At 58.8% G+C, this 22,979-nt stretch carries 22 protein-coding genes and 1 tRNA gene; 7 read left to right on the top strand and 16 right to left on the bottom strand.

Annotated elements, in window-relative coordinates:
• Positions 1 to 3: 3 nt before the first annotated feature.
• From lepB to rpoZ, 6 genes are all read right to left on the bottom strand, one after another.
• Complete coding sequence (gene lepB, locus NIM86_RS01235; RefSeq protein ID WP_253378489.1) at positions 4 to 798, bottom strand: signal peptidase I; 795 nt, start codon at positions 796 to 798, stop codon at positions 4 to 6.
• Between the two features lie 107 nt (positions 799 to 905).
• On the bottom strand, positions 906 to 1,307 hold the full coding sequence (acpS, locus tag NIM86_RS01240) for a holo-ACP synthase (protein WP_253378491.1): 402 nt from the start codon (positions 1,305 to 1,307) through the stop codon (positions 906 to 908).
• On the bottom strand, positions 1,304 to 1,903 hold the full coding sequence (locus tag NIM86_RS01245) for a DUF2062 domain-containing protein (protein ID WP_253378492.1): 600 nt from the start codon (positions 1,901 to 1,903) through the stop codon (positions 1,304 to 1,306). The genes acpS and NIM86_RS01245 overlap by 4 nt, the downstream gene beginning before the upstream one ends.
• A gap of 85 nt (positions 1,904 to 1,988) precedes the next feature.
• Positions 1,989 to 2,570 (bottom strand): orotate phosphoribosyltransferase, encoded by a 582-nt coding sequence (pyrE, locus tag NIM86_RS01250; RefSeq protein ID WP_253380635.1) that lies wholly within the window; start codon positions 2,568 to 2,570, stop codon positions 1,989 to 1,991.
• A 36-nt stretch (positions 2,571 to 2,606) separates the two neighbouring features.
• On the bottom strand, positions 2,607 to 4,868 hold the full coding sequence (locus NIM86_RS01255) for a bifunctional (p)ppGpp synthetase/guanosine-3',5'-bis(diphosphate) 3'-pyrophosphohydrolase (RefSeq protein ID WP_253378493.1): 2,262 nt from the start codon (positions 4,866 to 4,868) through the stop codon (positions 2,607 to 2,609).
• 124 nt (positions 4,869 to 4,992) lie between these two features.
• Complete coding sequence (gene rpoZ / locus NIM86_RS01260) at positions 4,993 to 5,412, bottom strand: DNA-directed RNA polymerase subunit omega (protein WP_253378494.1); 420 nt, start codon at positions 5,410 to 5,412, stop codon at positions 4,993 to 4,995.
• Between the two features lie 207 nt (positions 5,413 to 5,619).
• Here rpoZ and NIM86_RS01265 point away from each other — a divergent pair, with 207 nt between their 5' ends.
• On the top strand, positions 5,620 to 6,222 hold the full coding sequence (locus NIM86_RS01265) for an NYN domain-containing protein (protein ID WP_253378496.1): 603 nt from the start codon (positions 5,620 to 5,622) through the stop codon (positions 6,220 to 6,222).
• Positions 6,223 to 6,278: 56 nt separating this feature from the next.
• Here NIM86_RS01265 and smpB read toward each other — a convergent pair whose 3' ends face one another.
• Positions 6,279 to 6,752 (bottom strand): SsrA-binding protein SmpB, encoded by a 474-nt coding sequence (smpB, locus tag NIM86_RS01270; RefSeq protein ID WP_253378498.1) that lies wholly within the window; start codon positions 6,750 to 6,752, stop codon positions 6,279 to 6,281.
• A 25-nt stretch (positions 6,753 to 6,777) separates the two neighbouring features.
• A complete protein-coding gene (gene dapA / locus NIM86_RS01275; protein WP_253378500.1) occupies positions 6,778 to 7,659 on the bottom strand; it encodes a 4-hydroxy-tetrahydrodipicolinate synthase in 882 nt (293 codons plus the stop codon).
• Positions 7,660 to 7,928: 269 nt separating this feature from the next.
• On the opposite strand from dapA, the gene NIM86_RS01280 reads away from it, so the two are divergent.
• On the top strand, positions 7,929 to 9,911 hold the full coding sequence (locus tag NIM86_RS01280) for a lytic transglycosylase domain-containing protein (RefSeq protein ID WP_253378502.1): 1,983 nt from the start codon (positions 7,929 to 7,931) through the stop codon (positions 9,909 to 9,911).
• Positions 9,912 to 9,973: 62 nt separating this feature from the next.
• Positions 9,974 to 10,897, top strand: a complete 924-nt coding sequence (locus tag NIM86_RS01285) for an alpha/beta fold hydrolase (protein ID WP_253378504.1) — start codon at positions 9,974 to 9,976, stop codon at positions 10,895 to 10,897.
• A 41-nt stretch (positions 10,898 to 10,938) separates the two neighbouring features.
• Here NIM86_RS01285 and NIM86_RS01290 read toward each other — a convergent pair whose 3' ends face one another.
• The 4 genes from NIM86_RS01290 to NIM86_RS01305 form a co-directional block, all read right to left on the bottom strand.
• Positions 10,939 to 12,495 (bottom strand): hypothetical protein, encoded by a 1,557-nt coding sequence (locus tag NIM86_RS01290; protein ID WP_253378506.1) that lies wholly within the window; start codon positions 12,493 to 12,495, stop codon positions 10,939 to 10,941.
• Positions 12,496 to 12,776: 281 nt separating this feature from the next.
• On the bottom strand, positions 12,777 to 12,971 hold the full coding sequence (locus tag NIM86_RS01295; RefSeq protein WP_253378508.1) for a hypothetical protein: 195 nt from the start codon (positions 12,969 to 12,971) through the stop codon (positions 12,777 to 12,779).
• Between the two features lie 107 nt (positions 12,972 to 13,078).
• The gene (locus NIM86_RS01300) at positions 13,079 to 13,462 is read right to left on the bottom strand and encodes a response regulator (protein ID WP_253378510.1); all 384 of its coding nucleotides are present in this window, start codon (positions 13,460 to 13,462) and stop codon (positions 13,079 to 13,081) included.
• Between the two features lie 120 nt (positions 13,463 to 13,582).
• Complete coding sequence (locus NIM86_RS01305; RefSeq protein ID WP_253378512.1) at positions 13,583 to 14,323, bottom strand: Crp/Fnr family transcriptional regulator; 741 nt, start codon at positions 14,321 to 14,323, stop codon at positions 13,583 to 13,585.
• 224 nt (positions 14,324 to 14,547) lie between these two features.
• Between NIM86_RS01305 and NIM86_RS01310 the strand changes: the two genes are divergently transcribed.
• Positions 14,548 to 15,393 (top strand): UTP--glucose-1-phosphate uridylyltransferase, encoded by an 846-nt coding sequence (locus NIM86_RS01310; RefSeq protein WP_371872841.1) that lies wholly within the window; start codon positions 14,548 to 14,550, stop codon positions 15,391 to 15,393.
• 25 nt (positions 15,394 to 15,418) lie between these two features.
• Here NIM86_RS01310 and NIM86_RS01315 read toward each other — a convergent pair whose 3' ends face one another.
• The 3 genes from NIM86_RS01315 to NIM86_RS01325 all read right to left on the bottom strand — a co-directional run bounded on the left by NIM86_RS01315 (position 15,419) and on the right by NIM86_RS01325 (position 18,428).
• Positions 15,419 to 16,201 (bottom strand): ATP-binding cassette domain-containing protein, encoded by a 783-nt coding sequence (locus tag NIM86_RS01315; RefSeq protein ID WP_253378516.1) that lies wholly within the window; start codon positions 16,199 to 16,201, stop codon positions 15,419 to 15,421.
• Positions 16,198 to 17,271, bottom strand: a complete 1,074-nt coding sequence (locus NIM86_RS01320; protein WP_253378518.1) for an ABC transporter permease — start codon at positions 17,269 to 17,271, stop codon at positions 16,198 to 16,200. The genes NIM86_RS01315 and NIM86_RS01320 overlap by 4 nt, the downstream gene beginning before the upstream one ends.
• A gap of 122 nt (positions 17,272 to 17,393) precedes the next feature.
• Positions 17,394 to 18,428, bottom strand: coding sequence for a sugar ABC transporter substrate-binding protein (locus NIM86_RS01325; RefSeq protein ID WP_253378520.1), 1,035 nt, complete (start codon positions 18,426 to 18,428; stop codon positions 17,394 to 17,396).
• Positions 18,429 to 18,664: 236 nt separating this feature from the next.
• Between NIM86_RS01325 and NIM86_RS01330 the strand changes: the two genes are divergently transcribed.
• From NIM86_RS01330 to NIM86_RS01340, 3 genes are all read left to right on the top strand, one after another.
• The gene (locus tag NIM86_RS01330) at positions 18,665 to 19,900 is read left to right on the top strand and encodes an ROK family transcriptional regulator (RefSeq protein ID WP_253378521.1); all 1,236 of its coding nucleotides are present in this window, start codon (positions 18,665 to 18,667) and stop codon (positions 19,898 to 19,900) included.
• A 72-nt stretch (positions 19,901 to 19,972) separates the two neighbouring features.
• Positions 19,973 to 20,902, top strand: coding sequence for a carbohydrate kinase (locus NIM86_RS01335; RefSeq protein WP_253378523.1), 930 nt, complete (start codon positions 19,973 to 19,975; stop codon positions 20,900 to 20,902).
• 92 nt (positions 20,903 to 20,994) lie between these two features.
• Positions 20,995 to 21,084 (top strand) — tRNA-Ser (locus NIM86_RS01340).
• 736 nt (positions 21,085 to 21,820) lie between these two features.
• Here the strand turns inward: NIM86_RS01340 and NIM86_RS01345 are convergent.
• Complete coding sequence (locus NIM86_RS01345; protein ID WP_253378525.1) at positions 21,821 to 22,954, bottom strand: DegT/DnrJ/EryC1/StrS aminotransferase family protein; 1,134 nt, start codon at positions 22,952 to 22,954, stop codon at positions 21,821 to 21,823.
• Positions 22,955 to 22,979: the final 25 nt, after the last annotated feature.

Below are 22,979 nucleotides of genomic sequence, written 5' to 3' on the forward strand. Positions count from 1 at the left end.
TCCTCAATCGATCGTATTCAAAAGACGGCTGCCACGCAGCGTCGAGGGCCAGCGCCAAACCGCAAGCGGGCTGGCGCTTTCGGCCACCGAGAAGAAGATGATCTGCGCCTTGCCGACCAAATTCTCGTAAGGCACGAAACCGACGGCAGCGCGGCTATCATTGGAGTTGTCGCGATTGTCGCCCATCATGAAATAGTGGCCTTCCGGCACGACGAATTCGCGCGTGGAATCGTAGATTCCGTTTGGCGTGATATCGAGCGTTTCGTACGCCACGCCATTTGGCATGGTTTCACGATAGACATCGACGGGACGATCCAGTTCGGTGATGTCTTCGTCATCAATGGTGCCGATCTTCTCGCGCTCGACCGGCTTGCCATTGATGACGAGCTGTCCGTCCTGCATCTGGATGCGGTCGCCAGGCAAGCCGATGACGCGCTTGATGTAATCGACCGAGGGGTCCGGCGGGAATTTGAACACCGCGACATCGCCGCGCTCCGGCTCGCTATCGAAAATGCGACCCTCGAACAGATCAAGTCCGAGCGGCAGGGAGTAGCGTGAATAGCCATAGGACCACTTGCTGACGAATAGATAGTCGCCTTCAAGAAGAGTGGGGCGCATCGAACCGGAAGGAATCGAGAAAGGTTGAAACAGCACGGTTCGCAGCACAAGCGCCAGAATGAGCGCCTGCACTATGACCGAGATCGTTTCAGAAAATCCGCCCTTGCCGGACTTGTCGGCCCTGGCCTCGCTATCGCCCTGTTCTGCCACGCCGTCCTCGTTTTCGCCGGCCCTAGCCATACATGCGCCTTAGCCCATGCCGCCTGTTTCGGAGTCGTCTTTACAGTTCCAATGCCAATGCCGCAATGCGGCTTGTTCAAGTGTCGGCCGGTGGTGTCCACCCGGTCCTATCGTTCCGGCAGAGCCTCGATGATGACAAAGGCCTGCGCCAAGGGGAAATCATCGGTTATGGTCAAATGAATGGCGGGGTTGTGGCCTTCCGGCATCATTGCCAGCAATCTTTCCTGCGCGCCGTTGGTCAGCGCCATCGTCGGCTTGCCGGACGGCAGATTGACGACGCCCATATCCCGCCAGAAAACGCCTTGCCGTATTCCGGTTCCCAAGGCTTTGGAACACGCTTCCTTTGCAGCGAACCGCTTTGCGTAGGAGGCCGCTCTCTCAGCCCTCCGGTCCGATTTTCGGCGTTCCACCTCGGTAAAGACGCGTTTTTCGAAACGGCCGCTGTACTTTTCCAGCACCCTCTCGATTCGGCGAATGTCGATGAGATCCGATCCGAGTCCAATAATCATGCGGTCGCCGTTGTCTTCTGACGCGAAAGCGCGTCGGCCTGGAGCCGAGCCCGAGCCTTGGCCCGCTCGACAAGTCTTCTGCGACGCTGCTGCTGGAAAGCAGCGATGGAACCCCGCAAAAGCCCATAAGCAATCACGGCAGCGAGCGTGCCCCACAACAGTCCCCCGACCGTCATCGGCTTCAACAGGGGCTGCCAGAGCGCATCAAACTCCATATGCATCAGACGCCTGCCGATCCAGCGATCCGACGGAGCGGCATTATAGCCGAGAATGTAACGCCCGGTTTCGAGCGTTGCTGTCCATATGACCGGAAAGGTGAGCGGGTTGCCCGCAAATGTGCCAATGGCCGACGCAATGACATTGCCGCCGATCAACCATGCAATGGCGGCAGCGCCGATAATATGAAAACCAAGATAGGGAGTGAACGACGCGAATACGCCGGCGGCCACGCCGGCCGCGATCGCATGGGGGCTACCGCTCAACCGCAGCACACGCTTGGTGAAATAGGCGACTGAGCGCGACCAGGAGCGGCGCGGCCAGACGGCGATGCGAAACCGCTTCCATCCCGTTTCCTCCCGACGTCGTCTGAACAGCATCTCTCAAAAAAATCCTGACGCACCGATGTGCAGTCTACGTTTCAGCCTTGGCTTCCGGCTGCATTCGTCTCAGGCCGAGGACCGGTCAGCCGATGTTGCGGCTGCCCGGTTTCACGGGCGGTATTGCAGCAAGTGCAGCGGGCAGTTCTTCGGGTGAATAGGCTGGGACTTCATATTCTGCAAGGGCAATGAGTGGCACGCCGACATCCGCTTTTCCAGCCGAGCGGTCGATGATGCAAGCCGCGGCGACGACCTCGGCGCCAATCGCCTGCAACGCTTCAATCGTCTCGCGAATAGATAGTCCGGTCGTCACGATGTCCTCGACGATGACCACTCTGGCGCCTGGCTCCATCTCGAAACGGCGGAGGCGGAAACGGCCGTCTTCCCGCTCGACCCAGACTGCCGGCACGCCGAGATGACGAGACGTCTCATAGGCCGGGATGAGTCCCCCGACAGCCGGTCCGACGACGTAATCGATCCTGCCATCCACTTCGTCGCCGATACGCTTTGCCAACGCCTTGCACAGCGTCTCGGTCTTGTCGGCATGCATGAAGACCCGCGCCTTCTGCAGAAAAACCGGGCTGCGCAGGCCGGATGTCAGTATGAAATGGCCTTCCAGCACGGCGCCTGCCTGCCGGAAAACGTCCAACACTTCGTCGACTGTCATACTCATTTGCGTCCTCGTCCCGCTATTACGTCCGCGCTAGCTGAAAAGCCGGCGGATGTCACTGACCATGTCACATTCGCGCAGTGACTGTTGCAGGCGGGTCAGATGTTTGAGGTCCCATACTTCCAGATCGATCCGCATTTCGGTGAAGTCGGTAGCGGTCCGCGTCATGGAAAGCTCGTGAATATTGGCGTCGAGAGATGCGATAATATTGGCGACTGTCGCCAGCGAGCCGGGCTGGTTGATAAGTGTAACGGCGATCCGAGCCGGAAAGCGCTCACCTAAGGCGGAATCGATGTCCCAGCGAACGTCCACCCAACGTTCAGGCTGATCCTCGAAGGCAATCAGGGCGTCGGCTTGAATTGGATAAATCGTGATGACCCTGCCCGGCGTAAGAATCCCGACGATGCGATCACCCGGCACAGCACCGGCCGCACCAAAATTGACGGGCAAATCGCCAGTTACGCCGCGGATCGGCAAGGCGTTGATCTGGTCATCGCTGCTATCGGGATGACCCGCACCTTCGCCGTCACCCGGATCATCGTTCTGTCCGTTCTGCGGCATGTGGAAAAGCATGCCCGGGCCGGCGGACAAGCCGAACCAGCCCTGCCGATCACGGGGACGGGCATGGTCGCCGCCATTGCTTTCCAGATGCGCCGCACGGTCGCCCTGCCAGTCCGGGTAGACCAGCTTCATGACATCGTTCGACGAAATTTCTCCGCGCCCAAGAGCGGCCAGCACATCGAGAGGATCTCTCTGGCCGAACCGATGCAGATGCGGCGTCAAAAGCTCGATGGAGAAATCCTTGCCGGCGTAGCCGAAGGCGCGCTCGATAATTCGTCGGCCCAGCCCCGAGTATTGTTTACGGATCGCCAGCCGAGTTGCCCGGCGAATCGCCGCCCGCGCCTTACCGGTCACGACCATATTTTCCCAGGCGGCCGGCGGGGTTTGTGTATCGGAGGTGATGATCTCGACCTCGTCGCCGTTCACCAACTCCGTCATCAGCGGAGAAATCGCTCCATTGATTTTACAGGAGACCGTCGTGTCGCCGATCTGCGTATGGACCGCATAGGCGAAATCGATGGGCGTGGCGCCTCGCGGCAGTGCGATGACCCGACCTTTCGGCGTGAAGCAGAAGACCTGATCGTGGAACAGTTCAAGCTTGGTATTGTCGAGAAATTCTTCCGGCGCTTCGCCCTGCACAAGCGTTTCGATGGTCCGGCGCAGATTGGCGAATGCAAAGGTCTGGCCGAGGGGGTCGTCGCTGCCTTCCTTGTAGGCAGCATGCGCCGCCACGCCGTATTCGGCGACCTGATCCATTTCTTCGGTACGGATCTGCAGTTCGATGCGTTGGCGTGATGGGCCGACAATGGTGGTATGGATCGACTGGTAGCCATTCTGCTTGGGCGTCGAAATGTAGTCCTTGAAGCGGCCAGGCACCATCGACCATTCGCGGTGAATCGCACCCAACGCACGGTAGCAGTCATTCTCGTCGTAGACGACGACGCGGAACCCGAAAATGTCGGATAGCTGCTCGAAGGAAAGTGTCTTGCGCTCCATCTTGCGAAAGATCGACCATGCCGTCTTCTGCCGGCTTTTGACCCGCGCGCCGATATGCGCCGCCTCGAAGCGTTCGCCGAGCTGACTTTCGATTGTCTCGATGAGATCGGCATTACGCGCGACATAGTCGCCGAGTCGCTCCGTCACCATGCGGTAGGCTTCGGGATTGATGTAGCGAAACGACAGCGCTTCCAGCTCGTCACGCAAATCCTGCATGCCCATCCGCCCGGCCAGCGGCGCATAAATCTCCATCGTTTCTTCGGAAATGCGGACCTGCTTGTCCGGCCGCATGGCCTCCATCGTGCGCATATTGTGGAGCCGATCGGCGAGCTTCACGAGCAGAACGCGCACGTCGTCGGAAATCGCCAGCAGCAATTTGCGCAGATTTTCGGCCTGCTCAGCCTTCTTGGAATAAAGCTCGAGCTTTTTGAGTTTGGTGAGACCCTCGACCAGCTTACCGATATCCGGCCCGAATATCTGGTCGATCTCCTGCCGCGTGGCGTCGGTGTCCTCGATGGTATCGTGAAGCAGCGCCACGGCGATCGTTGCTTCGTCCAAATGGAGGTCCGTCAGAATGGCGGCCACTTCGAGCGGGTGGGAGAAATAGGGATCGCCGGACGCACGCTTCTGATGGCCATGTTTCTGCATCGCATAGACATAGGCCTTGTTGAGCAGCGCCTCATTCACATCCGGCTTGTAGTGCTGAACACGCTCCACAAGCTCGTACTGGCGCATCATGGTTCCACCACTCCCCTAACGGCTCATCGACTCCTGCGCCGGTTTACCATGCTCCAAAGCAAAACGCGCCCGGCCAATCGACCGGACGCGCTTGAATGCAAGGCTGACGGCAAGCGTTGAACGCTTAATAATCGTCGCTCTTTTCCGGTGCAACAAGACCCTCGATACCGGCGAGAAGCTCTTCCTCGTTCATCCGGTCGAATGTGGCCGGCTCATCGACCTCATCGCGGCTCACATCAGGCCCAGCTTCCTGGTCAGCCATCTCACGCGCCGGCTCGATCAGCGAATCGGACGCGGCATGCTCATGTTCATCCACTTCGACATGCTTCTGCAGCGAATGGATCATGTCCTCACGCAGATCTTCGGGCGACAGCGTCTCGTCGGCGATCTCGCGTAGCGATACAACCGCGTTCTTATCGTTGTCGCGGTCGACGGTAATCGGCGCACCCTGGCTGATCAGCCGAGCGCGATGGGCCGACAAAAGAACGAGGTCGAACCTGTTGGAGACCTTGTCAATGCAATCTTCGACGGTCACACGGGCCATGCCGGGTTCCTTTCAGTGACGGTGCCTGTCTGCTGATGAAGCGCTGCCATAGCCGAACAGGGCGGCGAACGCAAGGCATTCAGCGTACAGGCAAGGATGGAAGAAGCTATGTGACAAATGCAACGTTTTGTGAAGCGGACCGTTGTTTCTTCATGATTTTAGATTTTCCGACCGCTTTGGTTTTCGGCCTTTTCAGGACATCTCACAATGTTTGATCAACGAGAAAAAATAGGACTATTTATCGACGGCGCCAATGTGTACGCCACCAGCAAGGCATTGGGTTTCGATATCGATTACCGCCGTCTGTTGGCGCACTTCAAATCGCTGGGCTACGTGCTTCGCGCCTATTATTACACCGCTCTTGTCGAGGATCAGGAATACTCCTCGATCCGGCCGTTGATCGACTGGCTCGACTATAATGGCTACACGGTCGTCACCAAGCCGGCCAAGGAATTCACCGACTCCATGGGCCGCCGGAAGATCAAGGGTAATATGGATATCGAGCTGACGATCGACGCGCTCGAACTGGTGCCTTCACTCGATCATTACGTCATTTTTTCCGGCGACGGCGATTTTCGCAGCTTGGTCGCGGCACTGCAGCGGCAGGGGCGGAAAGTCTCGATCGTATCGACGCTTTCCAGCCAGCCGCCCATGATAGCCGACGATCTTCGACGGCAGGCCGATCATTTTCTCGATATCGCCGATATGAGAAAGGAAATCGGTCGTGACAGTAGCGGTGATCGACTGCCGCGGCGCTATGAGCCGGATGTGGAAGATGAAGAAGCGGAAGATTACGAATACGATGAATGATTGCTGGTGCGGCCAAGCGTCTAGGAACGGAATTTTTTGAGAAGCGCGTCCGTGTGTCAGCCATGCTCTTTCATGAGGCGGCGCTTCTGTCGGTTCCAGTCGCGTTCCTTACTGGTCTCGCGCTTGTCGGCGACATTCTTGCCTTTGGCGATACCCAATAGCAGCTTGGCGACGCCACGCTCATTGAAATAGAGCTTCAACGGAACGGCGGTCATGCCCTGCCGATCGATCTCCTTGGCAAGGCGCGCCATTTCCCGCTTATTCAAAAGCAGTTTCCGCAAACGCCGCGGTTCATGGTTGAAGCGGTTGCCCTGGGTGTATTCGGGAATATAGCTGTTTATCAGCCAGTACTCGCCATTCTCCTCGGAAGCGTAACTTTCGGCAATGTTCGCCTCGCCATTGCGAAGGCTTTTGACCTCCGTGCCGGTGAGCACAAGACCCGCTTCAATCGTATCGTCGATGTGATAGTTGAAGCGAGCCTTGCGATTTTCGGCAATCGTCCGGCTGTTTGGATCACTCTTTTTGGCCATGCCTTTAAGTCTGCTCGTCAGGCCGTCAGTTCAAGAGGCCGGCATGGCGCATCGCTGCGTCCAGCGTAGAGGCCGTATCCTCATCCACCGGTACAAGCGGAGAGCGGACGACATTCTGCATACGACCAAGGCGCGACAGGCAGTACTTTGCTCCCGTCGGGTTTGGCTCGATGAATAGCGATTTGTGAAGCGGCATCAGCCGGTCCTGCAATTCAATCGCTCTATCGCGGTCGCCCGAAAGCGTCGCCTTCTGGAATTCAGCGCAAAGCGCAGGCGCGACATTGGCCGTAACCGAAATGCATCCTACCCCGCCATGAGCATTGAAACCGAGCGCGGTGGAGTCTTCGCCGGAAAGCTGAATGAAATCTTTTCCGCACGCCGCTCTCTGCTCGCTGACACGATCGACCTTCGCCGTTGCGTCCTTCACGCCGATGAAATTACTGAAATTCTGAACGAGCCGACCCATGGTCTCCGGCGTCATATCGATGATCGACCGGCCCGGAATGTTGTAAATGACGATCGGGATCGACACCGCTTCGGCAATCGCTGCGAAATGTGCGTAAAGACCGCGCTGGTTCGGCTTGTTATAATAGGGGGTGACGACGAGCACGCCGTCGGCTTTGACGCTTTCCGCGAAACGGGCGAAATCGACTGCTTCGGCGGTGTTGTTAGAACCGGCGCCGGCGATCACAGGCACGCGGCCATCGGCGATCTCGACGGTCATCTCGATGACGCGCTTGTGTTCATCATGGGTCAGAGTCGGGCTTTCGCCGCTCGTGCCGACAGGCACCAGACCGTCGCTCCCTTCGGAGATCTGCCACTCGACAAAATCGCCGAACGCTTTCTCGTCCAGCGCCCCATCCTGTGTGAAGGGGGTGACGAGCGCGGGTAGCGATCCTCTTAGCATGATCATCATCTCCAGATGGTCGAAGGGGCGCGAAGGAACCGCACCCTGTCAGAAGCGGCGCACCATAATTTGCGCGCCTTGGCGCGGCAAGCCTCTGACGGCGTGGAATTGTCACTGTGTTTCGGGTCAAATTGAACACCAACCGGCAAGGTTTGATTAACCCGGACTTCACTGTCGCACCTTATTGTCATGCGCTAATGTAGGCTGGTTTATACGCGCTATCGCGTGAGACCGGCTAAAGTCCCCGGTTCCGCGTTATTGGAGCGACCATGCGTCTGCGTTCTGTTTTTTCCGCCAGCGTTCTACTTTCCGGCCTCTGTGTCGCTGCGCCCTCCATGCCGCTGGCGCAGGAGACATCCGGCATACCGCCACGGACAGAGCGACCATCCGCATACAATCCAGTGCGGCTTAAGGCTGGTCTCGATGCGATAACGGCGGATCGGTGGAACGAGGCGCGCGCTATTCGTGACAGCCTTGGCGGACTCGACCGTGAAATCATGATGTGGGCAGTTGCCTATTACGGCGGAAAGAACATCCCATCCGCTGAAGTCGCCTCCGCCGCGGCCACGCTGCCGGGATGGCCGGGCACCCAGAGGCTGCGTCAAAATTCTGAAAGAGCGCTGGCGTCGGAAAATCACGCTCCCCGGTCGGTCATTGCCGCTTTCGGCGCGAGCGAACCGGAAACCATCGAAGGCGCGCGAGCCCTCGCCGCCGCGCAACTGGCGCTGGGCGACCAACGCGCAGCCGCAGCGGCAATTTCGCCTTTGTGGCAAACAACCAAGCTCGATGCCGGAGATGAGATCGACATACTGCGTCGCTATGGGCAGCTCATCCCCCGCTCCGTTCACTGCGGCAGAATGGAGACCATGCTCTACGAGGACCGTCTTCGCAGCGCGGAACGTGTCTCCGGATTGTGCGGACGGCAACGCCTCCAGGCCGCGTTCGCGGCTGTGACCCGAAAGCAAAACGATGCCTGGAGCAGGCTTTCGGCAGTTCCTAAAGGTGAACGAAGCGACGCTTTCTATTTTGCCAAGGCCCGGTATTTGCGCTGGCAGGGCAAATATAACGAAGCCGCCAAAGCTTTGCTGGAAGCCCCGGAGAAATCCGGACGGATCGATCCCGAGGCCTGGTGGTTCGAACGGCGTGTTCTGTCGCGCGAACTGCTCGATATCGACCAGCCCGCCCTGGCCTATCGCGTCGTTGCCGAGCATGGCGGCGGCCGCGAAGGCACCCGGATCGACGCTTCGTTTCACGCTGGCTGGTACGCCTTGCGCTTCCTTCACGAGCCAAAGCGCGCGGCCGATCATTTCCGCAATATTCTGTTGCGCGCCGAAGGTCCGATCTCCCGCGCCCGTGGCTATTACTGGCTGGGCCGGGCGATAGAAGCCGCCGGCGGCGACCCACGCGACTACTACGCACAGGCAGCGCGCTACGATGTCGCCTTTTATGGCCAGCTCGCCGCCGCCAAGCTTGGCCGAACCCGCCTATCCGTCGATTTTCCAAAACCTAGCGATGCCGACCGCGCGACCTTTGCGCAGCGCCACGCCGTGCAGGCCATCGAACGATTGGAGGCGGCGGGTCACGAACATCGCGCACGCCAGCTTTACTTCGATCTGGCCCGCGAACTCACCAGTCCCGGCGAACTCGCGCTTCTCGCGGTCAAGGCGGAACGCAGCAAAGGCCCCTATCTCGGCCTGAAGGTCGGCAAGATCGCTGCCTCGCGCGGCCTCGATATCGGCGCCCTCGCGCATCCCATCGGCGCGATCCCTGCAAAGGCGGAGATTGGCGGCTCAGACAAGGCGCTGGCCTATGCGATTGCACGGCAGGAAAGCGAATTCAACGCCGGGGCAGTTTCCCATGTCGGCGCGCGAGGACTGCTGCAACTGATGCCCGGCACCGCCAAGCAGATGGCTCGGAAAGCCGGCCTTGCCTATAGCTCGGGACGTTTGACAAGCGATCCTGCCTACAACGCCATTCTCGGCACGCATTATCTCGGAGAACAGCTCAACCGGTTCGATGGCTCGATGATCCTGACCTTTGCTGGGTATAATGCCGGACCGCGACGGGCCTCCGAATGGGTACAGCGCTATGGCGATCCCCGCGGTAAAAGCGTCGAGGCCGCTGTCGATTGGGTCGAGCGGATCCCCTATACCGAGACGCGCAACTACGTGCAGCGTGTGATGGAAAACTATCAGGTTTATCGTATGAGGCTGACCGGTTCGGTGAACCCGGCCGCCGACCTGACCCGCTAGCGCTGGCAAGTTTCGACCCATCGCCTATCCTTTCGCATGAGGAATCATGAGGGATAGCGGCAATGATCGATGAAGAGGCTCTTGGCGATGAAGGAGAAATCCGCCGTTTCAGCGCGCCCGATGGCACCAATATTGCCGTTCGCGTGTTTGGCGAGCCGATGCCGGGCCGTCTGCCGATTGTCTGCCTGCCGGGCCTGACGCGCAACAGCCGCGATTTTACCGCGCTTGCCAAGAAGCTTGTCGCAACCAACAGGGGCCGGCAGGTTTTCGCCTTCGATTTTCGTGGACGCGGGCTCTCACAGCACAGCGAAAAATGGGAAGATTACAACATAATTGTCGAGGCCGGCGATGTGCTGGCCGGGATGACGGCGCTCGGCCTTCCTGAAGCGCTTTTTATCGGTACGTCGCGCGGTGGAATGGTGATGCATTTTCTGGCCGCCATGCGACCGACCGTCATGGCGGCAGGCATTCTCAACGATATCGGGCCAGTTATCGGCGCGGCGGGCCTTGCTCATATAAAAACTTATCTGTCGCGGGCGGGTAACGCTGTTCATGAGGACGCCATCCTGCCTGGTATGCGCAAAGCCCTTGGGGATGGGTTTTCCGGTGTGTCAGATGAGGACTTCAAGCGGTTCGGTCTCGCTGGCATGCGGCGAACCGAAGACGCAAAGCTGACTTCCGATTTCGACCTCGACCTGCTCAAAACCCTGCAATCATGGGAGCCCGGTCAGCCATTGCCGCCAATGTGGGATCAGTTCGAGGGTCTCGCGGCGATGCCGCTTATGGTTGTTCGCGGCGAAAACTCCGAATTGCTGGACGCACAGACAGTGGAGCAGATGCAGGCTGCCGATCCCGATCTCATTGCTATTACTGTGCCAGGGCAAGGCCATCCGGTCTTGCTGGAGACGGGCGACCTACCCCGGCGCATCGCCACGTTTTTCAACGATGCGGAGGCCCGGCATCACGAGGCGGTCGGAACGAACTAGCGGCCGACCCCGCGCGCCGGACATGCTGTCTCTGCCATCTCTTAGTTTTGTGCGGTCTGCTCTTCTACCAATTGACGCGCCAGTTCGATCCAGTTTTCCCGCTCGACACGGCCGGGGAAGAATAGCTGTTCGCCGAACCAGGTTGCCTCCTCCGGCCCCCAGGCCGCGATCTGCGCGTAACGCGTGACGCCCAGTTCGTGCAGCCGCTGCTCGGTCGCAGGGCCAACGCCCTTGATACGGCTGAGGTCGTCTCCCGCCTGACGATCTTCAGTCCCCGCTGGCGGGCTTTCCGGCACCGGCTGATCCAGCAGGTCTATGGGTTGAGGTTCCTCGGGCGACACCCGAGGATCGTCAGGAGACGGGGCCGGTGTTCCGCGCCCCTTCAAAATGGGCTCGAAATCGCTCTCAATAACAGAAGGCTCTTCATCCTCAGCCGGACCCGGCGCGAGAATAGCGGTCGATGTGCCGACTTCATCGGCGGAAGCCAAAGCCTCATCATCCGCCGCCACCTGCTGCATTTCACTTTCTTCAAGCTCAGGGATGACGGACTCTTCATTGGCCGGTTCTGACTGAGACGCAAGCTCATCGGCCGCTTCCGCGAGATGGTCCGGACGGTCGCCATTGTCCATGCCGATCGCGAAGGCTGTTTCGTCGACATCGGAACCGTCAGCGTCGAAATCTTCAAGGATATCTCTCGTCGCTGTCGAACTTTCGCGCCCGCTCAGCGCATCGGCTGCCACGGCGGACGGTAGCGGCAAGGCCACGGCCGGACCCCACAATCGTCCGCTTGGTACTTCAGCGTCCATATCAATGATTGGATCGTTGGAATTCTGGTCTGTCACAGTCTCATCCAATGTCTCGGGCGGGATTGCCGGGATGCCCCAGCGCGTTCTTGCAAGAGCGCTCAAATCACCAATCGGCCGGAAGGGCCGGACGCTTTCGCCTTGGGTCTCGCTCCCGCTTTTTCTCGTCGGCTGCCAGCCCTCGGCCCCCCGGGCCGCGGCAAGTGCAGCAGAATCGAAACCATAGATGTCGCTCGGCTCGCCAGGTTCAACTTCCCGCGACTGAATTTTCAGGCGCACCGTCTCGTCCGTTAACGAGGGCGGAAAAGGAGGGCGAACCTTGCCCTCCGTAGCCGCGCGCACGCGCCAGAGAGCCGCAGTCAGGGCGGCCGGATCGATCTTTTCGCGCCCGTCTGCTTCATCACCGCTGCCTGACGTGTCAGATCCCGACAATGTGCTGCCCGTCAGCTCGGCCTCACTGTGAGAAAGGGTTTCTGCCGGTTCGCTCGGATCGATGTCCGCGGAAACGGCCGCGCCGAGAACGGTTTTCGCAATCGCTTGATCGAGCGGGCGGAAGACAGGGTCAGCTTCGACCGAGGGGGCGTAGTCACCAAATCCCGTCTTTTGAGCCTTCCAGTCAGAGGACGAATGAATTTCCGCCGCACCGTCCCTTGTTGGCCATGGCTCGTCCGAGCGCGGCGCCTCCGCCGATACGCCTCGCAAACCCCAGCGCTCGTCTGTATGGACCGGCGGCAATTGTGGCCCGGCGCTAAGTCCCGCTCCAGCCATTGCCGATGCACTGGCCGAACGCGCCATTTCTTCTAGCTCGCCTTGCGTCGCGCTTCGACGCTTGGCGAGTGTTATTGGCGTCCGCCGGGACGCTTCCGCCGTCTCGACGTCAGAAATTTTATGAGTCGAGCGACTCCTGGAGTGATCGGCGGCGACAGTTTGTTTGGGTGTCGACGAAATCTCAGTTTGTCGCCGTGGTGACCTTCTGAACAAACCGAAGAAGCGACGCAAAAGCCATCCGGCCGCGATGCCGATCACGACAGCCCATACAAACAGGATCAAAGCCTGTAGAAATGGCAGGCTGACGCTCATTGCGCCCTGCCCCGCGCGCCGAGTTTCCACCCAATGACCGCCGCCAAAAGAAAAACGATCAGGAGAAGCCACCAGGTTTGTTCGACCAACCCTGCGACCGGCGCAGGCAAAAACTGGCTTGCACGCTCTGTGATCATCCGACCGACAGCACCGAGCCGATCCGGCCAATACTCACCCGATATTCCCTCCATCGGGCCTTCTCCCTGTGTCCTGACATTTGGGCGCAGGGAAGGTTCTTCGTTCGGCGGTCAGAATGCAAGTCCGATGCGTTCGTCACCGCCAAATCGGGGCGTCGATCCTAGCTTGCCGCGCGTTCCGGCTCGGCAATTTCACGCGCAAACCGTTCGAGCAGAACAGGCCAGTCGCAAGGCTTTTGCCAGACAGTCACGCCAGACAGCGAGCCCGTGGTGACGTCGTCGGCCATGCCGCCTGTGCAGAAGACGAAGGGCGTTCCTCTCTCACGAAGCGCCTGTCCGATCCCGACGCTCGTGCCATCGGAAAGTTTATGGTCCAGGATCGCAGCATCGAAGTTCAAAGTCTTCAAAGCTTTTTCGGCGGCGGAAACAGAGCGCAGATCGGCCACGACTTCGCCGCCGAGATGCTCGATCTCCGATGCGATGTCGAGCGCGATCAGAGGTTCATCCTCCAACACGAGAAATCGCTTTCCATAAAACATCGCCATAGCCCGCCACCCTTATACGGCCCGCAGCCGCATCATCTCATATTCCGTAGAGCGCCCGACATGACGGGGCTATAAACAGAATTGAAATTTCGCATTATAAAATATCAAGATACGCTAAAGCTAATATTTTGGAAACCAGCTCGTGTCGAGCGCGCGATGGTAGTTTTCGTAGTCGACAATCCGCTCCATCGCCGCCTCGTTCAAAATCTCCAGCCTGTAGCCATCCGTCCGGGCAATAAGACCCTCACGCTCGAGGCGGATAAGCGTTTTAGAGACGTGGACGTTCGTCAGGCCAACATAGTCGCCGATCTCGGTCTGCGAAAGCGGAATGGTCAGCGGCCATTGAATATCTGCGTCGGTCAAACGAATCTGGTTGATCATATCGAGCAGCATCTGGATCAGGCGTTCGCGCGCATCCATCCGTCCAATGGCGCGCAGTCGACTGACCATGATCTCCTGATCCCTGCACGACATGGCAAAGAGAATGGCTGCAAGACGTTCGGCTTTGCTGAAGACGATCTGAAGCGCTTCCGGCAGAAATGGACATAGGACGACTGTGCTCGCGCTACGTACGCTGCAGGCGACCGTTGCCGATGGAAGGCTCTCGAAGCCGATCAGATCGCCCGGCATGTGCAGCTTTACGATCTGCCGCCGTCCGTCGCGCGTATCGACGTAAGAGTAAGCCCACCCCTCCTTGACGATGTAGAGATTCTTCAATGGTTCGCCGTTGGCGACGATTTCATGATGGCGCGGGAATGTCTGCTCCTCACGCTCCAGCAATGCCAGATGCGCAAGGTCGCGTTCGGTCAAATGAACATAATTGGACAGTTTGGCCGCAAGACAGCCCATCGATTCGTGCATCCACACCCCCGCTACATGCTGTGACTAGTCGCCAAGCGGCCCATCCGACCTTAAACAGGATTTAAGGCATTGCCGGTTTCACACATTTTCAAGTGGTTTCGAATGGCCCACCGACTTCAAAAAGGTGAAACCGGCTACACTTGGAGCCAAGCAATCGGGGCCTATAGTTTAGAACGCGATCGAAATGGACAGTTAAGTGGAGGCAAGAACGCATGGCATCGGACGTGAGTAAGGCTGGCAAACTACGCAAGGCGATAATTCCTGCGGCGGGGTTCGGCTCCCGTATGTTGCCCGCGACCAAAAGTATTCCGAAAGAGATGCTTCCCGTCGTCGATCGTCCGCTCATTCATTATATCGTGGCCGAGGCGCTGGAGGCGGGAATTGAGCATGTCGCAATCGTTACGTCCCGCCAGAAGGGCGAGATCGAGGATTATTTCGACGAGCATTTCGAACTGGATCGCACGCTTCGCGAAGGCGGTAAAACCGAACTGGCCGACCGCCTGCAATCGGATGTGCCGGGCGTCGGCTCCGTTTCCTTCGTTCGCCAGCAGCGCGCAGAAGGTCTTGGCCACGCGATATGGAGCGCCCGTCAGCTGATCGGCGACGAACCATTTGCCGTTCTGCTGCCGGATATGCTGAAAGTGGGCGATAGTGGCTGCCTGACGGAAATGGCGGAGATGTACGCAGAGACCGGCGGGAATATTATTGCCGTTATGTCCTGCGATCCGGCCGACGCGCATAAATACGGCATCGTATCGCTGGAGGGCGAAGGCCCGCTTATCGATGCAATCGTCGAAAAACCCGAAAAGGGTACAGCGCCGTCCAACCTCTACGTGTCGGGACGATACATCCTTCAGCCGGAAATCTTCAATATTATCGAGACGCTGGAGCGTGGCGCTGGCAATGAGATTCAACTAACCGATGCCATTGTGAAGCTGATGGAAACGCAGGAGGTCCGCGCCTGCGAATATCATGGCCACGTCTATGATTGCGGCAATCCTGGCGGCTACGTCTCGGCGAATGTCAACGTCGCCAAACGACGCGGCATCGACTTCGAAATTCACGACTGAAAGAGAATGGACTGATCGCCGCCATTCAGGCGGCGGTCGCCACCTCGTCCGGTACTTTCGCGCCAGTCATATAGGCGACAGCATCGCTCATCGAATGCTGTTTTGGATCGATGACGCAAAGCCGCCTGCCAAGCCGGTGAATGTGAACGCGGTCCGCCACTTCGAAGACGTGCGGCATATTGTGGCTGATCAAAACGATCGGAACGCCTCGCGCACGGACATCCTGAATCAATTCAAGGACCTTGCGGCTTTCTTTCACGCCAAGGGCGGCGGTGGGCTCGTCCAGGATGATGACTTTGGAGCCGAACGCGGCCGCGCGCGCCACCGCCACCCCCTGGCGTTGGCCGCCTGAAAGCGTTTCCACGGCCTGATTGATGCTCTGGATCGTCATAAGGCCGAGATCGCTGAGCTTCTGACGAGCAATCTCCTCCATCTTCTTCTTGTCGAGCGCACGAAATACGGTGCCCATGACCCCGCTTTTTCTAATCTCCCGGCCCATGAACATATTGTCCGCGATGGAAAGAGCCGGCGATAGCGCCAGGTTCTGATAAACAGTTTCGATGCCGTGATCGCGGGCATCCTGCGGTGAAGCAAAGTGAACGGGCTCGCCCTCCAGCACGATCTCGCCCTCGTCTGGCGTCACAGCGCCTGAAAGCGCCTTGATGAGGGTGGACTTGCCGGCGCCGTTATCGCCGATCACCGCAAGCACTTCTCCCCTTCGCAGTTCGAAGTCTGCATGGTCCATTGCGATGACCCGGCCATAGCGTTTGACCAGATTTCTGGCGGAAAGAATGATGTCGTCGCTCATGCCGATACCTTCCTGATCCACTGGTCAACGGCGACAGCGCCGATGATGAGAAATCCGATAAGCATGTAGGTCCACTGGGGATCGGTGCCGATAATCCGCAGGCCCAGATTGAAAACACCGACGATCAATGCACCGAACAACATGCCCATGATCGAGCCGCGGCCGCCGAATAGCGAGATACCGCCAATCACCACAGCGGTGATGCTTTCGATGTTGGTGAACTGGCCAGAGGTGGGCGATACCGATCCCAGCCGCCCGATCAAAACCCAGCCAGCGAAGGCGCAGATGACGCCGGCGAGAATATAGACGGACAGAACTGTCCGTTTGACTTGAACGCCTGAAAGTTCGGCTGCCTCCGCATCGTCGCCTACCGCATAGACGTGACGGCCCCAAGCGGTGTTGTTCAATAAGTAGGCCAGGCCGATTACCAGGAGCACCATCGCTATAACGCCGAAGGTGAAGACGGCGCCGCCAATCCGAATGCTCTCGCCGAAAAACTGCAGAAGAGGCGCTTCCTGTGCGATCTCCTGACTACGGATGGTTTCATTGGCCGAATAGAGAAAATTGGTGGCCAGAAAGATCTGCCAGGTTCCAAGAGTGACGATGAAGGGCGGCAGCTTGACCCAGGCGACCAGAAAACCATTGATCGCGCCGCACAGAGCCCCAACCCCGAGCCCAATCGTAATGGCGACCGGCGCTGGCAGCCCGACACTCATCGCCATCTGCCCCATGACGACGGATGACAGCACCATGATGGCGCCGACGGACAGTTCGATTCCCGCGATCAGGATCACCAGGCTTTGGGCCGCGCCGACAATGCCGACAATAGCCACCTGTTGCAGAATGAGAGTCAGCGCGAACGCCGACAGAAAACGACTGCCGAGATAGAGCCCGAAAATCAGGATAGAAGCCGCCAGAACGATCAACGGCACCAAAGACGGATTGGAGTGCAGCGTATGCTGGATATTCTCCAGGACACTGCGTTTGCGCTCGAAACTCGCTACGTTTCGGCTCGAACCGGCCAAAACGGACTCATAATCGTCGGACTTCGACGTTTCCCCTGTGCTCATGCCATGCCTCCCGGACTTGCTGGGCAAGCCATTTTGACCGCCCGTCTGAGACCGGCGTATGGCTAATGACCGGCAGGTTCGTGCCTGCCGGCCAAGATCGCTTCATTGTGGTCCGGAAATCATCAGCCCCAGCAGCGATCGGTGCCTTCGGTCACATCGATGGACTCCACGCCATCGACCGCCTCGCCTGTCACGAGGCTAACGCCGGTGTCGGTGAAATTCTTGCCTTCGGTCGTTTCCGGCTTCGTGCCGTCCTTGGCGTAGGCCGCAATCGCTTCGATCCCCATGGAGGCCATCAAAAGCGGATATTGCTGGCTGGTCGCACCGATCACGCCGCCTTCGACATTCTTGACGCCCGGACAACCGCCATCGACCGAGACGATCATCACATCGCCTTCCTTGCCAACCGATTTCAGCGCCTCATACGCGCCGGCCGCTGCCGGTTCGTTGATGGTGTAGACGACATTGATGCCAGGGTCCTTTTGAAGGCAGTTTTCCATGGCCTTGCGGCCGCCTTCCTCGTTGCCCTGCGTCACATCGTTGCACACGACGCGCGCATCATCTTCGTCGCCGATTACGTTTTCGTCCTTGGTATCGATGCCGAAACCATCGAGAAAGCCCTGATCGCGCAGGACGTCGACGGTTGGTTGAGCCTCGGAAAGATCGAGCATGGCGATTTTTGCGTTTTCGGCTTCATCGCCGAGTTTCGCTTTGGCCCACTGACCGATGAGCTGGCCAGCGACGAAATTATCGGTAGCGAAGGTTGCGTCCGCCGCATCGATCGGGTCCAGCGGCGTATCGAGCGCAATCACAAGAAGACCGGCATCACGGGCCTTCTGCACCGAATCGACAATCGCCTTGGTGTCGGATGGCGTAATAAGAATGCCCTTGGCGCCGGCCGCAATGCAGCTTTCAATGGCCTGAACCTGACTTTGATTGTCGCCATCGATGCGGCCAGCGTAGCTTTGCAATTCAATGCCAAGCTCCTGGGCTTTCTCCTGAGCGCCTTCTTTCATCTTGACGAAAAACGGATTGGTGTCCGTCTTCGTGATTAGACAGGCCGTTGTGGAATCCTGCGCGTTGGCCGGTGCGGACAGAGCCAAGCCAGCAAGGGCAGCGCCGGCCAACAAAGTCGTGCGAAAACAGATCGATTTCATGTGGTTTCCTCCCATCGATCAAAACATGACCGAGCGCGTGCAACGCTCGATTTCGATCGTGCAAACCGGCCTCCCCCGGCTCGCTCCGAACTTTAGCATTGCGAGAAGAACGCGAGCTGTCAATAATAAATCACATCGATTTAGTAATTGACGCCTGCCCCTCGCCTCCTTCATTCTTATTAAGCTTCGCGCTGGCCGAGCTTTACGCTAGCCTAGCGAAGAGGGAGGAGGATTTGATGGACGATGCGGAGAATGTCTCAAACGAAGAGACCGGTCGTTTCGGGCGGGCTTCCAATCAGTCTGCTTTGCGCGAACACAATGAACGGCTTGTCCTGACGCTTCTTCGCAACAAAGGCCCAATGTCGAAATCGCATATTGCCAAGCTGACCGGCCTCTCGGCCCAAGCGGCTGGCGTGATTATGAGCCGGCTGGAGACGGAGGGGCTTCTGAGGCGCGGCGTTCCGCAGCGAGGCCGAGTGGGCCAGCCATCCGTGCCGATGGCGGTCGCGCCGGACTGCGCCCATTTCATCGGCCTGAAAATCGGCCGCCGCGTCAGCGAAATGGTTCTTATCGATTTCATGGGCAAGATTCTGCATCAGTGCTCGCAGCCGCATTTCTGTCCGACCCCCGACGAGACAATCATCTTCGCGAAAGATGGTACGACAAAGCTCCTGGAAACATTGCCTGCCGAAGCGCGCCAGCGGGTCGCCGGAATCGGTGTCGCAACGCCATTTCAGCTTTGGGAATGGGCGGAGCAGATCGGCGCGCCGCCGGAGACCATCGCGTCCTGGCGAGACGCGGACATCGGTGCGCGGCTTCGTAAATGTTTCTCATGGCCCGTGCACATTCAAAACGATGCATCGGCCGCCTGCGGCGCTGAACTCGCTTTCGGCAATCCGCCGGAAAACAATTTTCTCTATTTCTTTCTGGGTTCACTGATCGGCGGCGGCGTCGTTCTGGATGGAAGCCTTTACACCGGCAGTCGCGGCAATGCCGGCGCTCTCGGCTCCATGCCGATCACCCGACGAGATCGGGGCGGACACCTTCTGACCCAGTTGATCGATGTCGCGTCCATCTCCTCACTGGAGAGGAAGATGATTCTCGCCGACTTACACCTATCCGGCGTTCGTAACTCCCCGGATAGCTGGACAGTGCCGGACGATCTGCTGGAAAGCTGGGTTCGGGAGGCGGGAGATGCGCTGGCCCAGGCTGCACTCGCCGCCTGTGCCGTGATCGACTTCGAGGCCGTTATCATCGACGGCAGCCTGCCGAAAAGCGTTCGCGCGCGGATCGTCGATCGGGCGAAGGATACGCTCTCCACCGTGAACGACCGCGGTATCGACCTGCCAATCGTTCGGGAAGGAGCTGTCGGCGCGAATGCGCGGGCTTTGGGCGCCGCCAGTCTGCCGCTGTTCGATCGGTATCTGCTGCCACCGCGCTCACTCTCGGCTTCACAGACATGGTCGGGGTAAAGCTTCCTTCCGGACCGCTTATTTTCATTCAGTTTCAATTGGAGGCGTCATCGAAAACGATGGCGAAATGTTATGATCCTTTGTTGCGGTGAGGCTCTCATCGATATGCTGCCTCGCCAGACGAGCGATGGCGACACGGCCTTTCTGCCGGTATCGGGCGGCGCAGTCTTCAATACCGCTATCGCGCTCGGCCGCCTCGGCGCGCCTTCCGCTTTCTTCACCGGCCTCTCAACCGATGTATTCGGTGAACAATTATGCCGGTCGCTCGATGAAAGCGGTGTCGATTATTCCATGGCGGCGCGGTCCGACCGGCCCACCACTCTCGCCTTCGTCAATCTCGTCGATGGGCAGGCCCGGTACAATTTCTACGACGAGAACACCGCCGGCCGGATGCTTGAGCAAAACACCCTGCCCGACCGCAAAACGGCGTCGATCGACGCGCTCTTTTTCGGCGGCATCTCGCTGATTGGCGAACCGGCGGCGAGCACCTATGAGGCTTTCGCGCTGTCGGCGGCCGAACAGGTTCCCGTCATGCTCGATCCGAACATTCGTCCAGGCTTTATCAAGGACGAGACGACCTACCGCGCCCGTATCGAAAGGATGATCGGAGCCAGCACGATTCTCAAAATATCAGACGAGGATCTGGCCTGGCTGTCGGGCGCGGGCGATACGCAGGATCTTGCGCGCCAGTTGCTCGAGCGTGGCCCCGCCATGGTTGTCGTCACGCGCGGCGCTGAAGGCGCGTTCGGCGTCACACGAACGGCGCATGCCGCCCTGCCCTCCCGGCGAGCCGAGGTTGTCGATACCGTTGGCGCGGGCGACACCTTCAATGCAGGCGTCCTCTGCGCTCTTCACGAGGCGGGACGCTTATCCCGTACGGCGATCGAAGCAATGAGCGATGAACAGATGGCCGAGTGCCTCGGTCTTGGAATCGAGGCAGCGGCAGTCACGGTAAGCCGGACCGGTGCAAACCCGCCCTGGCGGCGCGAGTTGAAGGACTAGCCGGTCTTCCTTAAAAACCAGGCAGGCGATGTTGTAATCTTTGCCCTTTGCCTATTGCGAAGCGAGGCCCATTTGGCCTAGATGCGGCGCGTGGAGAGGTGGCCGAGTGGTCGAAGGCGCTCCCCTGCTAAGGGAGTAGACGGGAGACCGTCTCGAGGGTTCGAATCCCTTCCTCTCCGCCATTTTACGTTTGAGGCCTTTCTCAAAACGGTTTAGCTTTGAAAGTCACCCGTTATATTTGAATGTTGTAGAGCCGGGTCGGTAATGGGCCAGACGCTGTTTTGCGTTCGATCCCACGTTCACATTGTCTCTCCCACATTTTCCCGTGGCCATTAACGACGCATTTTTCGATATTGTTTCAATAACCGCTGCAGTCGACGGATTGACAGATCAGCAGCGCGCCGCGCTGGTCGGGGTTGGTTATCTGCTGCTGGCTCGGTACGCTCTCTGCCACGGCAGTTTTCAACACGCCGATCTTTTACGTGAGGTCGCCGGACAATTTTTCGGAGGAGGTCGCCAGGGCAAAGACACGGCGTTTCGGCTTGGCTCTGGGAAGCCTCGTGGCCGGACAGCCACGTTTCTACATCGGAGGCGACGAGCCCGGAACTGTACTATTGGGCTTTACCTGTTCTGGGATGGGCACGATTGTTGAGTGGAAGTGCTACCCGCGTGACCCAGACGATAAATACCGTGTTCTGATTGATCGATGCTACGCTGATGACTGTCTGATTTCAGTCGGCGAAGTCGAACGCGCCGGTGGCCCCGATCTATTCAGGCGTACGGCGGTCTGATTCAAAAGGCTACAGCAATAGGAATGCCCACGATCTTACTTGTCTAACAGGCCAAGGATCAGAGCTATCTGAGGTTGTCGCCCGCATAACCCGATTTAGCCTATCCACAATGAATACCCGGCAGTGTTCAGCGGCCTCTGTCAAGCAACGTTGTAATCCGCTCGATCACCTCGTTCTGCTGTTCATCGGTCATGTCACTGCCCGAGGGTAGGCAGAGACCGTTGGCGAAGAGGCGCTCGTCGACGCAGGCGCCGTGGTAAGGTGCTCCTGCATAGAGCGGCTGCATGTGCATTGGTTTCCAGAGTGGGCGGGACTCGATCCGGTGTTCCAGAAGTGTCAGGCGGATATCTTCACGCGCAATGCCGGTTTCGGTAGGGTCGATGGTTAAAGCCGTGAGCCATCGGCTTGAGTGCAATCCATCGGGCTCCGGCATAAACGCAATGCCAGGCCGCGAGAGAGCGCCTTTGTAGCGCGCGAAGATCTCGCGACGGCGTGCGACGCGAGCGTCCAGAACCTCGATCTGACCGAGCCCGATGGCGGCACAGATGTTGGACAGGCGATAATTGTAGCCAAAGGTGGAATGTTCGTAATGAGGCGCCGGATCTCGCGCTTGGGTTGCGAGAAAGCGCGCCTCGGCAGCCCAGGCCTTGTGACGGGTGACCAGCATACCGCCGCCCGAAGTGGTGATGATCTTATTACCATTGAACGAAAGAATCGCAGCATCGCCACCCGTCCCTGCCTTGCGCCCGTTCTTGTAGGTGGCGCCAAGGCTTTCGGCACTGTCGACGATCAGCCTAACGCCATACTGTTCTGCCAAGGCTTGCAAAGGCTCAAGATCCACCGACTGGCCGTAGAGGTCAGTGGGCACGATGGCTTTGGGCAAACGGTTTTCCCGCGAAGCCTTGGCAAGTTCTTCGGACAGCCATGCGGTATCAACGGTCCAGCTTGTCGGATCGAGATCGAAGAAGCGCGGTTTGGCGTTAAGGTAATTCACAGGAAAGATGCCGCCCGCAAAGGTCATGGAAGAAATCCAAACCTCGTCGCCCGAACCGACACCGGCGATGCGCAGCGCAAGATGCAGAGCAGCAGAGCCCGATGATAAGCCAACGCAATGCACATCCGCGCCGAGGTACTCTCGCACGGACGCTTCGAAAGCGTCGAGTTGCGGACCAAGGGGGGCCACAAAATTAGAAGCAAAGGCCTCGGCGACGCGCCACTGCTCCTGGCCGGACATATGGGGGCGGGAGAGGTGGATGCGCATCTGGTGATCCTGCCTTAGGGGCAAC

Origin of the sequence: Notoacmeibacter sp. MSK16QG-6 (assembly GCF_024158145.1) — a bacterium.
Lineage (GTDB): Bacteria > Pseudomonadota > Alphaproteobacteria > Rhizobiales > Rhizobiaceae > Notoacmeibacter.

Bases quoted from the DNA above. Each gene is read 5' to 3' on its own strand.
- lepB (WP_253378489.1), bottom strand. From the start codon at position 798: ATGGCTAGGGCCGGCGAAAACGAGGACGGCGTGGCAGAACAGGGCGAT.
- acpS (WP_253378491.1), bottom strand. From the start codon at position 1,307: ATGATTATTGGACTCGGATCGGATCTCATCGACATTCGCCGAATCGAG.
- NIM86_RS01245 (WP_253378492.1), bottom strand. From the start codon at position 1,903: ATGCTGTTCAGACGACGTCGGGAGGAAACGGGATGGAAGCGGTTTCGC.
- pyrE (WP_253380635.1), bottom strand. From the start codon at position 2,570: ATGACAGTCGACGAAGTGTTGGACGTTTTCCGGCAGGCAGGCGCCGTG.
- NIM86_RS01255 (WP_253378493.1), bottom strand. From the start codon at position 4,868: ATGATGCGCCAGTACGAGCTTGTGGAGCGTGTTCAGCACTACAAGCCG.
- rpoZ (WP_253378494.1), bottom strand. From the start codon at position 5,412: ATGGCCCGTGTGACCGTCGAAGATTGCATTGACAAGGTCTCCAACAGG.
- NIM86_RS01265 (WP_253378496.1), top strand. From the start codon at position 5,620: ATGTTTGATCAACGAGAAAAAATAGGACTATTTATCGACGGCGCCAAT.
- smpB (WP_253378498.1), bottom strand. From the start codon at position 6,752: ATGGCCAAAAAGAGTGATCCAAACAGCCGGACGATTGCCGAAAATCGC.
- dapA (WP_253378500.1), bottom strand. From the start codon at position 7,659: ATGCTAAGAGGATCGCTACCCGCGCTCGTCACCCCCTTCACACAGGAT.
- NIM86_RS01280 (WP_253378502.1), top strand. From the start codon at position 7,929: ATGCGTCTGCGTTCTGTTTTTTCCGCCAGCGTTCTACTTTCCGGCCTC.
- NIM86_RS01285 (WP_253378504.1), top strand. From the start codon at position 9,974: ATGATCGATGAAGAGGCTCTTGGCGATGAAGGAGAAATCCGCCGTTTC.
- NIM86_RS01290 (WP_253378506.1), bottom strand. From the start codon at position 12,495: ATGGCGCGTTCGGCCAGTGCATCGGCAATGGCTGGAGCGGGACTTAGC.
- NIM86_RS01295 (WP_253378508.1), bottom strand. From the start codon at position 12,971: ATGGAGGGAATATCGGGTGAGTATTGGCCGGATCGGCTCGGTGCTGTC.
- NIM86_RS01300 (WP_253378510.1), bottom strand. From the start codon at position 13,462: ATGGCGATGTTTTATGGAAAGCGATTTCTCGTGTTGGAGGATGAACCT.
- NIM86_RS01305 (WP_253378512.1), bottom strand. From the start codon at position 14,323: ATGCACGAATCGATGGGCTGTCTTGCGGCCAAACTGTCCAATTATGTT.
- NIM86_RS01315 (WP_253378516.1), bottom strand. From the start codon at position 16,201: ATGAGCGACGACATCATTCTTTCCGCCAGAAATCTGGTCAAACGCTAT.
- NIM86_RS01320 (WP_253378518.1), bottom strand. From the start codon at position 17,271: ATGAGCACAGGGGAAACGTCGAAGTCCGACGATTATGAGTCCGTTTTG.
- NIM86_RS01325 (WP_253378520.1), bottom strand. From the start codon at position 18,428: ATGAAATCGATCTGTTTTCGCACGACTTTGTTGGCCGGCGCTGCCCTT.
- NIM86_RS01330 (WP_253378521.1), top strand. From the start codon at position 18,665: ATGGACGATGCGGAGAATGTCTCAAACGAAGAGACCGGTCGTTTCGGG.
- NIM86_RS01335 (WP_253378523.1), top strand. From the start codon at position 19,973: ATGATCCTTTGTTGCGGTGAGGCTCTCATCGATATGCTGCCTCGCCAG.
- NIM86_RS01345 (WP_253378525.1), bottom strand. From the start codon at position 22,954: ATGCGCATCCACCTCTCCCGCCCCCATATGTCCGGCCAGGAGCAGTGG.